Source organism: Arthrobacter sp. HS15c (genome assembly GCF_040812005.1).
Taxonomy (GTDB): domain Bacteria; phylum Actinomycetota; class Actinomycetes; order Actinomycetales; family Micrococcaceae; genus Arthrobacter.
This window is the reverse complement of the sequence record NZ_JBFOHM010000003.1, coordinates 35,042-48,856: the sequence shown is the minus strand read 5'-3', so window position 1 is coordinate 48,856 and position 13,815 is coordinate 35,042. Positions and strand designations below refer to the sequence as shown.

General features: G+C 65.3%; 13 protein-coding genes. 7 read left to right on the top strand and 6 right to left on the bottom strand.

Features of this window, described 5'->3' with window-relative positions:
* Nucleotides 1–157: 157 nt before the first annotated feature.
* The 3 genes from ABV518_RS05350 (at nt 158) to ABV518_RS05340 (ending at nt 4,460) form a co-directional block, all read left to right on the top strand.
* Nucleotides 158–3,079 (top strand): FAD-binding and (Fe-S)-binding domain-containing protein, encoded by a 2,922-nt coding sequence (locus ABV518_RS05350; RefSeq protein WP_367765797.1) that lies wholly within the window; start codon nt 158–160, stop codon nt 3,077–3,079.
* A gap of 51 nt (nt 3,080–3,130) precedes the next feature.
* Nucleotides 3,131–3,991, top strand: a complete 861-nt coding sequence (locus ABV518_RS05345; protein WP_367765796.1) for an NAD-dependent epimerase/dehydratase family protein — start codon at nt 3,131–3,133, stop codon at nt 3,989–3,991.
* Between the two features lie 130 nt (nt 3,992–4,121).
* The gene (locus tag ABV518_RS05340; protein WP_367765795.1) at nt 4,122–4,460 is read left to right on the top strand and encodes a hypothetical protein; all 339 of its coding nucleotides are present in this window, start codon (nt 4,122–4,124) and stop codon (nt 4,458–4,460) included.
* A gap of 43 nt (nt 4,461–4,503) precedes the next feature.
* Here the strand turns inward: ABV518_RS05340 and ABV518_RS05335 are convergent, their stop codons facing one another.
* The gene (locus ABV518_RS05335) at nt 4,504–4,734 is read right to left on the bottom strand and encodes a hypothetical protein (protein ID WP_367765794.1); all 231 of its coding nucleotides are present in this window, start codon (nt 4,732–4,734) and stop codon (nt 4,504–4,506) included.
* An 18-nt stretch (nt 4,735–4,752) separates the two neighbouring features.
* Nucleotides 4,753–5,469 (bottom strand): DUF2306 domain-containing protein, encoded by a 717-nt coding sequence (locus ABV518_RS05330; protein WP_367765793.1) that lies wholly within the window; start codon nt 5,467–5,469, stop codon nt 4,753–4,755.
* Nucleotides 5,470–5,576: 107 nt separating this feature from the next.
* Here ABV518_RS05330 and ABV518_RS05325 point away from each other — a divergent pair, with 107 nt between their 5' ends.
* A complete protein-coding gene (locus ABV518_RS05325) occupies nt 5,577–6,287 on the top strand; it encodes a TetR family transcriptional regulator (RefSeq protein WP_367765791.1) in 711 nt (236 codons plus the stop codon).
* Here ABV518_RS05325 and ABV518_RS05320 read toward each other — a convergent pair.
* From ABV518_RS05320 to ABV518_RS05305, 4 genes are read right to left on the bottom strand one after another with little or no spacing between them, the layout of a single operon-like run.
* On the bottom strand, nt 6,270–7,751 hold the full coding sequence (locus tag ABV518_RS05320; protein WP_367765790.1) for an aldehyde dehydrogenase family protein: 1,482 nt from the start codon (nt 7,749–7,751) through the stop codon (nt 6,270–6,272). The genes ABV518_RS05325 and ABV518_RS05320 overlap by 18 nt on opposite strands.
* On the bottom strand, nt 7,748–8,653 hold the full coding sequence (locus ABV518_RS05315; RefSeq protein ID WP_367765789.1) for a carbohydrate ABC transporter permease: 906 nt from the start codon (nt 8,651–8,653) through the stop codon (nt 7,748–7,750). Before ABV518_RS05315 ends, ABV518_RS05320 begins: the two co-directional genes overlap by 4 nt.
* Nucleotides 8,650–9,585, bottom strand: a complete 936-nt coding sequence (locus ABV518_RS05310; RefSeq protein ID WP_367765787.1) for a carbohydrate ABC transporter permease — start codon at nt 9,583–9,585, stop codon at nt 8,650–8,652. Before ABV518_RS05310 ends, ABV518_RS05315 begins: the two co-directional genes overlap by 4 nt.
* A 4-nt stretch (nt 9,586–9,589) precedes the next feature.
* On the bottom strand, nt 9,590–10,936 hold the full coding sequence (locus tag ABV518_RS05305) for an ABC transporter substrate-binding protein (RefSeq protein ID WP_367765786.1): 1,347 nt from the start codon (nt 10,934–10,936) through the stop codon (nt 9,590–9,592).
* A 113-nt stretch (nt 10,937–11,049) separates the two neighbouring features.
* Here ABV518_RS05305 and ABV518_RS05300 point away from each other — a divergent pair, with 113 nt between their 5' ends.
* Genes ABV518_RS05300 through ABV518_RS05290 form a run of 3 tightly spaced genes read left to right on the top strand, consistent with a single transcriptional unit; the run spans nt 11,050 to nt 13,795 of the window.
* On the top strand, nt 11,050–11,715 hold the full coding sequence (locus ABV518_RS05300) for a GntR family transcriptional regulator (protein ID WP_367765785.1): 666 nt from the start codon (nt 11,050–11,052) through the stop codon (nt 11,713–11,715).
* Nucleotides 11,712–12,662 carry a dihydrodipicolinate synthase family protein gene (locus ABV518_RS05295; RefSeq protein WP_367765784.1) on the top strand — a complete coding sequence of 317 codons (951 nt, stop codon included), beginning with the start codon at nt 11,712–11,714 and terminating at the stop codon, nt 12,660–12,662. Before ABV518_RS05300 ends, ABV518_RS05295 begins: the two co-directional genes overlap by 4 nt.
* Entirely contained in the window at nt 12,659–13,795 is a 1,137-nt protein-coding gene (locus ABV518_RS05290) for a mandelate racemase/muconate lactonizing enzyme family protein (RefSeq protein ID WP_367765783.1), read from the top strand. Before ABV518_RS05295 ends, ABV518_RS05290 begins: the two co-directional genes overlap by 4 nt.
* Nucleotides 13,796–13,815 lie beyond the last annotated feature (20 nt).

The following is a 13,815-nucleotide window of genomic DNA, read 5'->3' as shown; positions in this document are numbered from 1 at the left end:
CGGACTTGCCCGTCAACGGGGGCGGCGTTTCGGCCAGTTGCCACGGGGCGCTCCGATCGGGGATGGCGGTTCTGCAGGAAGCGCCCCGTGGATCTCCGGTGCTGAAACTTTCCCTGCAGGTTTTGTAAAGTGTATCATAATTCGGAAGTGATAGTTTATGCAAGCGACTCACCTTGAGGGCACGGCAGACCGCGCGGATGTTAAGGCCGGCGACCGCGCCCTGGCCGCCTCGCTTCGTGCGGCACTCGGCGCCGGGGACGGCGCCGTTCCGCCGGCGTCCCGTGAGCGGTCGACGACGGGTGCGGACGTAAGCGTCGACGTGTTCGACCGCGTGGTTGCCGGCGTCGATGCCTCCCATTTCCTGCTGACCCCGGCGGCGGTGGTTCGCGCACGGTCGCTCGAGGACGTTTCGGCCGCGTTCCGTTACGCGCATTCGCACCATCGTTCCATCACGCTGCGCTCCGGCGGTACCAGCCTGTCCGGTCAGGCGTCGGGCGATGACCTGCTGATCGACGTCAGGGGCGCCTTCCGGGACATCCGGCCCGCAGCTGACGGCAGTACCGTCGTCGTCCAGCCCGGTGCCACCATCCGCCAGGTCAACGCCAGGCTCCTTCGCCACGGCCGGAAGCTGGGGCCGGATCCGGCCAGCGAGATCGCGGCAACAGTCGGCGGTGTTGTGGCCAACAACTCCAGCGGCATGGCCTGCGGCACGGACTACAACTCCTACCGGACCATGCGCTCATTGAAATTCGTCCTGCCCGGCGGAACTGTGGTGGATACCTCCCTGCCGGATGCTGACGGGGGCCTCGCCGGCGCTGAACCGGCGCTGCATGCCGGGCTGGCCCAACTCCGCGATGAAATCCGGGCGGACCCCGAACTGGCAACGGAAGTCCTGCGCCAGTACCGCGGCAAGAACACCATGGGCTACGGGCTGAACTCGTTCCTCGACTTCGACGCACCGGCGGAGATCCTCGCCCACCTCATGGTGGGCAGCGAAGGCTCACTCGGGTTCATTGCCGAGGTTGAATTCAACACCGTGCAGATTTCGCCGTATGCCGCCACCGCGCTGGTGATCTTCGAGGACCTGGAACAGGCCACGCGGATCCTTCCCGTCCTGGTGGACACGGGTGCGGCCACCATCGAACTGATGGATGCAGCATCCCTGCGGGTGGTGCAGGACGATTCCGCTACCGCGGACATCCTCGACCAGGTCAGTATCCTCTCCCACGCCGCCCTGCTCATCGAATACCAGGGACAGAATGAGGACGAACTGGGGCGGCTTCTGGGCGACGCGCGGGCTGCCCTGGCAGCTGCCGGAGCCCCCTCGTTTGAGCCGACAACGGAGCCCAAAAAGCGTGCGCACCTGTGGCATGCGCGGAAGGGTCTATATGCCGCAATTGCAGGCGCCCGGCGCCCAGGAACCACAGCCCTGCTGGAGGATATTGCGGTGCCCGTCCCGCTGCTCGCGCCGACCTGTGCCTCACTGCAGCGGCTCTTTGCAGAGTACGGCTACGACGACGCCGTGATCTTCGGGCATGCGAAGGATGGCAATATCCACTTCCTCATCACGGAGGATTTCACGTCAGCCGGTGCGATCGGGCGCCAGCGGGCCTTCACTGAAGACCTGGTGGAGCTGGTCCTCGGAGCTGGCGGCACCCTGAAAGCCGAGCATGGCACGGGCCGCATCATGGCCCCGTTTGTCGAACGCCAGTTCGGGCCGCGGCTCTACCGCGTCATGCGGGAGGTCAAGAGGCTTTGTGATCCTGACGGAATCCTCAACCCCGGCGTGCTGATGAGCGACGACGCGGAATCGCACCTGGCGCACCTGAAGCTCACCCCCGTCGTCGAACCCGAAGTGGACCGGTGCGTGGAGTGCGGCTACTGCGAGCCCGTGTGCCCGAGCCGGGACGTGACGATCACGCCGCGCCAGCGCATTGCGGTCCGCCGCGCCCGGGCTGCTGCGAGTGCCAGCGGGAATCTGGCGCTCGACGACGAGCTTGCGCGGGCCGAGACGTACAACTCGGTGGAGACGTGCGCGGTTGACGGGATGTGCCAGACCGCGTGTCCGGTGTCTATTAACACCGGGGATCTTGTCCGCCGGCTCCGTGAGCAGGACGCTTCGCGGGCCACCCAGGCAGTAGGCCGGGCCGCCGCCGCGCAATGGGCGCCGGTCACGCGGGTGGCTGCGACCGCCCTGACTGTTGCGAAGTGGCTGCCGGCGCCGGCAGTCCGCGGTGCCAGCGACGCGGCACGGTTCGTGCTCGGCACCGATGTGGTGCCCCGCTGGACGGCTGATCTGCCTGCTGGCGGCACGAGGCGGGCCGGGGTGGAGCTTGCCGGGGAGTCTGAAACGCCGGCGCAGGCCGTGTTCTTTGCCTCCTGCGTAGGTTCGATGTTCGGACCTGCCAAAGGCAGCATCGGAGCAGCCGAAGCGTTCCGTCGGCTGTGCGCCCGGGCGGGTGTCGGCGTCGTGATCCCGCCCAGTGCTGACGCGCTGTGCTGCGGCACCCCGTGGAAGTCCAAGGGACTGACCGAGGGGTTTGCCGCGATGGCCGAACGGACCGTGGCCGCCCTTATTGCCGCATCCGACGGCGGACGGTTGCCGATCGTCACAGACAACTCCTCCTGCACGGAAGGCCTGCTGCACGCCCTCGACAAGGTACGCGGGTCCGCCGGTGAATCCGTGCGGCTGCGCGTCATTGACTCCGTCGACTTCGCCGCCGCCGAACTGCTCCCGCATCTTCGGGTGCAGGAACAGGTGGCCTCGATAGTCCTCCACCCCACCTGCGCCAGCACCCGCCTGGGAACCAACGACGGACTCCGCGTGCTCGCCGACGCTGTATCCGGGCAGGCTGTGGTTCCGGATTCGTGGGGATGCTGCGGATTCGCCGGCGACCGCGGCATGCTTCACCCGGAACTGACGGCCTCGGCCACGCGGGATGAGGCGGCGGAGGTGGCGGCGGGCGGCTTTGAGGCGCATGCGTCCTGCAACCGCACGTGCGAGATCGGAATGAGCCGTGCCACCGGCAAGGAATACCGGCACATCCTCGAAATACTCGAGGAACGAACCCGGGCGTAGGCCGGCTGCGGCCAAATCTTGATGACGACGAGACAAGAAGAAGGACCCTACATGCGCATCGCAGTTACTGGCAGCTCAGGCAAACTGGGGCGGGCCACCGTGGACCGCCTCCGGAGCGAGGGGCACGAGGTCGCCGGGTTCGACCTCACGGGAACAGCAGGTGCTGGCTTCACCCGGGTGGACCTCGCCGACTACGGGCAGACGCTGGACAGCATGATTGGCGTCACCGCCCGGCATCAAGGGCTGGATGCGGTGGTGCACCTGGCGGCCATCCCGGTGAACGGGCTCGTTCCCGACGCGGCAACCTTCCAGAACAACATGTCTGTCAGCTTCAACGTGGTTCACGCAGCCATGCGGGCAGGCATCCGCAGGATCGTCACCGCCTCGAGCATCACCGCCATGGGATTCCCGTTCGATGAGCCGCCCGCCGCGCTGCCCATCGACGAGTCGACGACGGCCGCCAACAACACCTATGCGCTGGCAAAGGTTGCGGAGGAGGCGATGTGGGCCCAGCTGGTCCGCTGGGAACCGGGGATGAGCATCAGCTCGCTCCGTTTCACCAATGTGGTGGCTCCGGACGAATACGGAACCTTTGCCAATGCCTCGGATCCCGCATATCGCCGTGACCTTCTGTTCAGCTATGTCGATTCCCGGGACGGAGCGGCCGCGGTGGCGCTCGCGCTGGCGCACGCTGCGCCCGGGTTCGAAATTTACGACGTCGCGGCCTCCGATACCGGAAGCGCCGTTCCTACCGCCGAGCTCGCCGCACTCCACTTCCCGGGAGTGCCCGTGCGGCCAGGGCTGGGCGAGTTTGAAACGCTCATGTCCATCGACAAGGCCCGCAGCCGGCTCGGGTTCGAACCCGCACACCTGTGGCGGGACGGGTATGCGGCGCACCAGCTCCAGGCTTGACAGTCATTTCCGCATTCATGGCTTGGCTAGGCGGATTTCGCGAAGCTGCTTGCGTCATCCGTTCGGTCTCCGGACCGTGTGGCTGCCGGATCTGCTTACAATCGATGTTCAGCCACCTATCAAGGGAATCATGAAGAAACTCACCACGGCCCTGCTCGCCGGCGCCCTCCTTGTCTCTGCTTCCGCTTGTGCCGCCCCGGCAAAGCTGTCCACGGAAGCGACCTGCGAGCGGATCAAGATCGTTGCTTCTGACTCCAGCGCCAACATGGGAAAGACGGGCATGACGATCCTCGCCAACAAGCTCCGCCCGATCGTGGCTGGGGCTTCGGACGAATTGAAGCCCGCCGTCCAGGCGATCATCGAATTCACGGATGAGTCCGCGAAGGAGAACCCGGACGCTGAAAAGCTCGCCGGCCTGCAGGACGGTTACCAGAAGGCCGGGGCTACGTTCACCGAGCTCTGCCAGTAGCGCCGGACTGCTGCAGGTCAGTCACCTGGCGACTCCGCCCCTGTCAGTCCTTGTCGGGAGCGGCGACCGGTGAAGACCGCTCGTCCTGGGACCGCATTTCAACAAAGGTGCTGTAGGCGGTCGAATGCATGGCTTCGTCGTAGGCGGCCATCGCGGCGGCAACAGCCGAGGCGGTGGCGCCCCGGCGGCGGGCCCGGACCGCGATCGCACCGAGTGCGGCGATGACTCCGAACAGGCAGCCCACCACGGCGATTCCGGCGAAGACTTCAGCCATGTAAGACCCCATTTTCTGTCAACCGCGCGAGTGCAATGCCTTTGCATCCAAGACTATGCGCGCGGACGGCCGCTGAACCCTTGCGGGGACCCGGGCCCGCCGGTGAATGACGTATTCGGCCACTGCCAGGTTGATCACCCAGGCGAGCCCCATTAGCAGTGCCCGGATGAGTTCGCTGGGCGGGCCCGCCAGGAGCATCCAAGGCAGGATGACCAGCGCCTGGGTGCCGGCAGCCACCGCAATGGCGTACGCGCGCGCCATCCATACGCTGTGACGGACGAAGTCCCGCCGGCGGATCGCCAGGGCGCCCATCACCAGGCTCACCAGCATGGCGGAGCCGAAGAGGATCCGCAGCGGCACGTCGGTGATGCCGTCGGGGAGCGGATAGAAGGCGGACATCCACAGGCCGGACAAGGCTGTCAGCAGTCCGGCCGGTATCAGGATGAGTCCGGCGATGCGGTGCCAGCCGCGCCTGCCCCTTAGCGCGGGAACGAACTGGAAGGCACCCAGCAGGCTGTAGACCGTCACGCTGACGATGTGGACCACCACGGGGACGGGTGAAGCGAAGAACCTGGCATTCTGTGCTGTGACCGCGGCTCCGCCGGTCAGCTCCGTGAGCCGCGCCGCCCCGGCGATGACCGGGATGAGGCTGAGGAGGATCAGCCCGGCGGGCACCGGCCACTGCGCCCTGCGGCGGAGTGTGCGGGAAGGGGCGAGCTCGGTTTTCGTTGGCATTGTCGGTCCCTTTGGCTTCAAGGTGTACGGCGTACACCTGATGTGCATCACGCTAGGTGTACGCCGTACACTTGTCAATAGAAAACGGCTAAGGAAGGGTGGGCCGGATGACCCAGCAGCTGGAAACCCCACGCCGCACCCCGCTGAACAGGGCCCGCGTGCTCGAGGCCGCCGTCGCGCTCGCCGACGAAGTGGGCCTTGAGGCGCTGAGCATGCGCCGGCTCGCCGAGGCGCTCGGCGTGGTGCCGATGGCGCTCTACAAGCACGTCGCCAACAAGGATGAACTCCTTGACGGCATGGTGGACGTCGTCATCGGCGAGATCGCCCCCAACGCTGCCAGCGCTGGCTGGAAGGATGCAGTCCGGCTGCGTGTGCTCTCCGCGCGGCAGGCGCTGCTGCGGCATCCGTGGGCCCGCCATGCACTGGAAACCCGCACCAACCGGACGCCCGCCGTCCTCAAGTACACCGACGAAGTCATCGGAATGTTCCTGGCCGGCGGCTTCTCCGTTGACCTCACCCACCACGTGATGCACGCGCTGGGGAGCCGGATGTGGGGCTTCACCCAGGAGCTGTTCGACGCCGCCGCCGGAAGCCCGGAGGCCGTGATGCCGCCGGAGGTGCAGGCTGCGATACTCCAGGAGATGGCGCGGAGGTATCCGAACATCCTTGAAGTGGCCAGAGTTGCCCGGCACGACGACGGCTCAGTGGTCAGCTACGGCTGCGACGACCAGTTTGAGTTCGAGTTCGCCCTTGACCTGATGCTGGACGGCTTCGAACGCCTGCACGGGCGGGACTGGACCTCAGGACGTGGTCAGTGAACCGTTGATTCGCCGGGGAATGCCGCGCGAAGCTTCCCTCAGTTCCGGCGGCAGGACCGTTTCCGGCGCATTCTGATAGGTGACCGGCCGCAGCCACCGTTTGATTGCGGCGCTCCCCACGGAGGTATGCGCTGAATTCGTTGTCGCCGGGTACGGGCCGCCGTGGGTCATGGACCACGAGACGGCGACTCCAGTAGGAATGTCATTGAACACGAGCCGCCCGGAACGGCCCTTCATGGCTCGGGCGATGGACCCCAGCTCGGCCGCTTCAGCCTCTTCAAAAAGCAGGCTCGTGGTGAGCTGTCCACCCACCGACTGGAGGGCGGCGACCACCTGTTCCTGGGTGTCGTACCTGACGATGACTGCCGCAGGTCCGAAGGCCTCTTCCAGCAAAGGTCCCGAGAGCCGTCCGATGTCGACGCTGGTCAGATGCGGGCCAGCCGAACCACGATGCGTGCGGTCGACAAGAACCGACACAGCCTCAGCAGCCGTCCAGCCCTCCACGCTCTGGGTGAAGCGTTGCTGGATTCCGTCGTTCAGCATGGTTAATGCAGGCACGGCGGCCAGCAGCTCCGCGAGGGCGGCAACCAAGGCATCGCCGGCACCGTACGGAATGAAGATGAGGCCGGGCTTGGTGCACAACTGGCCGGCGCTGCTGCTAATGGACGATGCCAGTGTGGCTGCGATGCCAGGCGTCCTCGCCAGGGCAGCGGCGGCTGTCACCACCACCGGATTGAGGCTTCCGAGTTCACCGTAGAAGGGAATCGGGGAGGGGCGGGAGGACGCGAGGTCAAACAGGATCCGACCTGCTGGGGTGGACCCGGTGAATCCAACTGCTTGGATGTGCGAATCCAAAACCAGGCTGCGCCCCGCCTCGATTCCCGTGACGAGGGCAATGGTTCCAGGGGGCATTCCTGACGTCGTCGCGGCCCGCTGGATCGCCTCAAAGGCGAGCCGGCTCGTGTGCGGATGCCCCGGATGACCCTTGACGACGACAGGACAACCGGCGGCGAGGGCGGAGACGGTATCACCGCCGGGAACTCCGAAAGCCAAGGGGAAGTTGCTCGCACCGAAAACTGCCACCGGTCCGAGCGGTATCCGGGTGAGGCGGGTATCCGGTGTGGTGGACGTTGCGTGGTCGATGGTGGCTTCCAGATACCCGCCGTCGTCGAGCACGTCCGCGAAAAGGCGCGCCTGGTTCACCGCCCGCGTCATTTCGGCGGAAAGCCGGCTCGCCGAAAGCGAGGTTTCAATCGCAGCGGCGCCCTCTATCGCCTCCCGGTCCCGGTCCAGTTCGTTGGCAAGCTCGTGAAGGAAAGCGGACCGCTCAGACCGGAGGGACTCGCCGAGTCCGGCAGCGGCACCAGCCGCTGCCGAACATGCGGCGTTCACTTCAGCAGGCGTGGAATCTGCCGCTGCCGAGGTCATCAGGGGTTCAGTTGCGCGATCCGTTGCGTTGGTCATCCCTTGACGGCACCGGCACTCAGTCCCTGGACAAGGAACTTCTGAACGTAGGCGAACAGGAGGACCACCGGGATGATAGCGACGACGCCGCCGGCGGCAAGGGCCCCGAAGTCCGCGCCGAACTCGCCCAGCAGGTAGCTCAGGCCCACGGGAACCGTGAAACGGCTCTGCGTGCTCATGAACATGATGGCGAACAGGAAGTTGTTCCAGGCGCTGATGAACGCGAAGGATCCCACCGCCACAATGCCCGGCTTCAGCAGCGGGAGGACCACCAGCCGGAAGGCCTGGATGCGCGTGCAGCCGTCCACCCAGGCAGCTTCCTCAAGTTCCATGGGGACGTTCCGGATGAAGCCGGCCATCAGGATCAGGGACAGCGGCAGGTGGAAGACGGTGTCCGAGATGATGAGGCTCCACAGGTTGTTGGTCAGGCCAACGGCATTGAAGATCTCAAAGAGCGGAATCAGCATCATGGCGCCGGGCACGAACTGGGTGCACAGCATGGCCACCAGGAACAGTGTCTTGCCGCGGAACCTGAAGCGGGCCAGGGCGTAGCCGCCGAGCAGGGCGATGACGGTGGACGTGAGGAGGCTCATCCCGGCCACGAAAAGGCTGTTCTGGAAGTAGATGCCGAAGCCTGAACCATTCCAGACCGTTTCGAAGTGCTCGAAGGTGATCGGCCACGGCACCAGCGACGTGGAGCCGGCGGGCCGGAACGCAAAGAGCAGCATCCAGTAGAACGGGACGAGCGTGAAGATGAGGAACAGCGTCAGCGGAGCGTAGGTCAGGACCCGGTCAATGCGGCGCTCCCGCTTTTTCAGGGCACTCATGGGCCGAGGCGCAGGTGTGCCGGCGGCCTCTGGCCGGGCGGGGGTGAGGGGTGCCGTGGGAAGCAGCGAGGTCATTTTTCATCCTCTTTTGACTTGGTGATGCGCAGATAGACAAGCGAGAAGAACGTCAGGATCAGGAAGGCCACAACGGTCAGCGCCGAACCGTAGCCGAAGTCCCGGTCATGGATGGCTGTCTGGGCGACGTACAGGGGGAGGGTGGTTGTGGAACTCGCGGGTCCGCCGCCTGTCAGCGTGTAGAGCAGATCAACGTTGTTGAACTCCCACACGGCCCGGAGAAGGGTGGCGATAATGATGGCCTGGCGGATGTGCGGCCACGTGATCGAGACGAACTTCCGGAGGGTGCCGGCGCCGTCCACCTCCGCGGACTCGTAGAGTTCCAGGGACACGGACTGGAGGTCGGCCAGGATGAGGATGGCGAAGAACGGGATGCCCTTCCACATTTCGGCCAGCACGACGGCCCAGAAGGTGGTGCCGCTCCCCGAAAGCAGGGACACGCCGTACTCGCCGATGCCGATGTCCGCGAAGTAGCGGCCGATCCCGGTGGAGGGGTTGTAGATGAGGATCCAGATGGTGGTGGTCAGGATCCCTGAGACTGCCCAGGGCGAGAACACGAGCGCCCTGGCCAGGCCGCGTCCGATGAATGTCTTGTTGATCAGCAAGGCCAGTGCCAGTCCGAAGACGAACTGCAGTCCCACCTCGACGGCCACCCACTGGGCGGTGAAGGCAAGGCTCCGCCAGAAGAGGGGATCGGAGCCCATGGTGATGAAGTTGTCCAGGCCGGCGAAGCCGTCGTTCCAGGGCTGGGTCACATTCGAATGCTGGAGGCTGTAGTAGAAGACGCTGCCTACCGGATAGACCAGGAACACCAGGGTCAGTATTGCCGCCGGACCGATGAGGAGATACGGATAGAGGCGCCTCAGGCCTGAGTGTCGTGAGCGTCCGGGACGCTTCGCCCGTGCGGGGCGGGCGGGAGTGATGACTGCCATGGCGCTACTTCTTCATGTACTTCTGCTGGGCTTTGGTCAGCTTGTCGGCGCTGGTGGTCAGGAAATCCTTCATGGAGAGCTGGCCCTGGAGCACTTTCTGCCATTCGGGGAGCATGTCGGTGGTGGTGATCGAGTTGAACTCAGGCAGGTAGTAGGGCTGTTCCAGCAGGACCGCGTCCTTGTTCTCGAGAGCCTTGACGGATGCCTGCATCGCCGGGTTCTGCGTCACCCACGACTCCTTGGCCACCTCGGTGTTGCCCGGCAGGTAGCCGGATTTCTGGGCCCAGAAGCTGTTGCCTTCAACGCTCATTGTGTACTGGAGGAACTTCCAGGCGGCTTCCTTGTGCGTACTGGCCTGGAACATGGAGAAACCGGTGGTCATGCGGCCCGTAAGAACGGATTTTCCGGAGGCGGACGGGAACGGCGCAACCGCTTCGACCTTGTCGGCGCCCAGGGCGGCGACGTGGGTGGGGTAGGACCCAATGCTGTGGCTGAGCATGGCAGCTCCGCCGGCGCCGAACTGGGCCACCATGGTCTTGAAGTCGGCGGTCAGGTCACTGGCTGCTGTGTCCTTGCCGTACAGGGCGGCATACTTCTCCGCTGCGGCAATGACTGCCGGGTCGTTGAGGGTGGACGTGCCGTCTTCGCGGAAGAACTTGTCCATTCCGGCCTGCGGGTAGACCATCTGGACGAACTGCGGGAAGAACCCGTTGCCGCCCCGGAGTGTGTAGCCGAATTTGCCCGACGCCTTGTCCGTCAGCTTCTGCGCCGCGGTGTAGAAGTCGTCCCAGGTGGAGGGGCTGGACAGCCCGGCATTCTTGAACAGATCGGAGCGGTAATAGACGACGTCGGCAAGGCTGGTTGCCGGTGTCAGGTACAGCTTTCCATCGGGTGAGGCCGCCCGTGAGGACTTGGTCATCGCCGGCGAGATTTTGTCTTCCCAACCGCCGCTCTTGAAGTCGTTCTCGAGGGGGGCCAGGGCGCCCTGTGCGACGAGCGCAGAGATGTCGGAGGCTTTGGGGGTGATGATGTCCGGCGTCGCCTTGGTGGCGATGGCCGTGCTGATCTTCTGCATGTATGAGTCGGTAGGAAGCCCGAGGTAGTTGACCTTGATGCCGGGGTTCTTGGCCTCGAACATGCTGATCAGGGTCTTCAGATTCTCCGTGCGCTCGGGGCGGGTATCGGTGTCCCACAGTTCCAGCACGACGTCACCCTTTTCGGCGCTGCCGGTGTCTGCTCCCGTGCCGCAAGCTCCCAGGGCCATGGTGCTGGCGAGGACGGCTGCCAGGGACAACGCGGTCCTTCTCTTGAGGATCCTGCTGGGGGATGAGCTTTCGTTCTTACGCATCATTGCGTTCCTCTCGTTAGGCGCCGGCCGGAGATGCCGGTGAATCGCCGCTGTCATACATCATATACTACATACGATACACCTGATATGATGAGTTGCATGGAAAGGAATTTATTGTGATCACGGAATCCATGCCCAGCGGTCTGCTGCCAGCGTCGTCCCGGACCGGTCTTGTGGTGGAGGCGCTGAGGCGGTCCATCCTCACGGGCGAGCTGCCTGCCGGGCAGCCGCTGGTTGAGACCGAACTGGCCCGCCGGTTCGGAATCTCCAAAACGCCCGTGCGGGAGGCGCTCAAGACCCTCGTGGGGGCCGGACTGGTCACGATGAGCGAATACAAGGGCGCCACTGTGCGCGTGGTGGATGAGGAGATGGCGCGAAGCGTCTTCGACGTCCGCTCACTCCTTGAGCCGGTCGCCGTCGCCCGCACTGTGGACCGCGGACTGGACCTGGACCTTGCGCAGGACGCGCTGGACCGTGCCTCGGCCGCCAAGGACGAAGCCGAACGGAGCCTCGCCAACAGGGATTTCCACCAGCTGCTGTATTCCAACTGCGGCAACCCTGTCCTCATGGACATGCTCGACGGGCTGCGCGAGCAGACGGCCCTCATCTCGGTCAACGCCTGGATCCAGCAGCCGTCCTGGGAGACAGAGGCGGCCGAGCACGCCGAAATCCTGGCGGCGGCACGCAACGGCGATGCCGGCCGTGCGGCCGAGCTGGTCCTTAACCACATTCGCAGTTTCGAGGTCCGCGCCGTCGGACAGATCGCTGGCAGGAAACGATGACATTCCCCGAGCTCCGGACAGCCCTGGCCGACGTTGTTGCGATTCCCGTGACGCCCTACCGGGACGGTGCCGTCGATGTCGCCGCGTTCAAGCAGCTCCTTCGGCGGCTGGTGGACCACGGCGTCACCACGATTACTCCCAACGGCAACACCAGCGAGTTCTACGCACTGACTGCCCGGGAGCGCCATCAGCTGATCGAGGCTTCGGCCCAGGCAGTCGGCCCGGAAGCCTTCCTCCTTCTGGGTGTCGGCCACGACGTGGAGTCTGCCATTGCCGACGTCCGGGCCGGCGCCGCGGTTGGCATCCGCATGGCGATGATCCACCAGCCGTCGCATCCGCATGTCTCTGCCGCCGGCTGGGTGGAGTACCACGCCCGGATTGCGTCGGCCACGCCGGACACCGCCTTTGTGCTGTACATCCGCAACGAGTGGGTGACGGCGGCAATGCTGGTTGAGCTGGCCGGCCGCTGCCCCAATGTCATTGGCATCAAATATGCCGTGCCGGACCCCACCCAGTTCGCACGGATCCGGGAATTGGCCGGCGCTGACCGGTTCGTCTGGATCGCAGGACTGGCTGAACCATACGCCCTGTCCTATGCCGCCCACGGCGCCACCGGGTTTACCTCAGGGCTGGTCAACGTGAATCCGCAACTGTCGCTCTCCCTGCGCGACGCCCTGCGCGCCGGGGACTACCGGTTGGCAGGCACGCTGCTGTCCCGGATATCCAGGTTCGAGGAGCTGCGGGCCGAGGACAGGTCGGCCAACAACGTCAGCGTCGTCAAGGAAGCGCTGTCCCAGCTGGGCCTCTGCGAACGGACCATCAGGCCGCCCAGCCACGAGCTCAATGACGACGTCCGTGTGGAGATCGCCGGGATACTGGCGGACTGGAGCACCGTGAACGACCTCTTTGCCGCGGGCACCCGCACCGGGACGGCAGTCAGCGCATGAAGATCACCGGATTCAAGACGTTCATGCAGCGCGTCGGCAACCGGCCGAGGCTGCTCTTGCGGGTGGACACGGACGAAGGCATCTCAGGCTGGGGCGAGGCGTACAACCACGGCCCGGACTGGGCCCTGGTGCCCGTGCTGGACTACCTGTTTGAGCAGGTTAAAGGCGACGATCCCCGCCGCGTGGAGTACGTGACCCAAAAACTGATCCGCAAGGCGCGTTTTCCCCAGGGGGCGATTGGCCTCGCCGCGATCTCTGCAATTGACCACGCCCTGTGGGACATTGCTGCCAAGGCACTAGACGTGCCGGTGTACAGCCTCCTTGGCGGGACCGTGCGCGACAGGGTTTCCGTCTACGCCGGCGTCTACTCGGCACCGGACCCGGCGGAATGCTTGGCCGTGACCGAGGAGCTGAACGAACGCTACGGCTTCACGGCGTTCAAGCTGAGCCCCTTCCGGGGTGACATCCACAACCGGCGGTGGGGACTTGTCGTGTCCGAGACCGCAGAGTATTTTGGGGCCGTCAGGGAAGCCTGCCCCGATGCATGGGACTTCGCCTTCGATGCCCACGCCAAAATTTTCGAGCCCTTCCAGGCCGTCCAGCTGGGCAACGCACTCGCCCCGTACCAGCCGCTGTTCTTCGAAGAACCCATCCGGCCCGAGTACTTTCCCGCCTGGCACCGGCTGCGCGCTGAACTCAAGGTGCCGCTCGCTACCGGCGAAAGCCTGTACTCGGCCAACGAGTTCCTCAGCCTGCTCTCCGGCGGCGGGGCGGACATCGTCCAGCCTGACATCTGCGTGGTGGGCGGAATTTCCCAGATGCGCAGAATCGCGACCATCGCCGAGGCGCACTTCACCACGGTGGCGCCCCACAACCCGATGGGTCCGCTGGCGGTTGCCCACAACCTTCACTTCGCGGCAGCCTGCAGCAACTTCTCCATCCTGGAGTACAAGCTGGAGGAAACCACCTGGTGCCCCGACCCGTACCTTCCCGTGGACGGCCACCTCGAACTTCGGCCTGACCGGCCCGGCTGGGGAGTCGAGATTGACGAGGCGGCGCTGACCGAGGACGACTACATCCACTGGGAGCGTCAGCTGCCCACCAGGCCCGACGGGTCCCTCGCGTTCTGCTGACGCCGGCCGGGCCGTCTCGC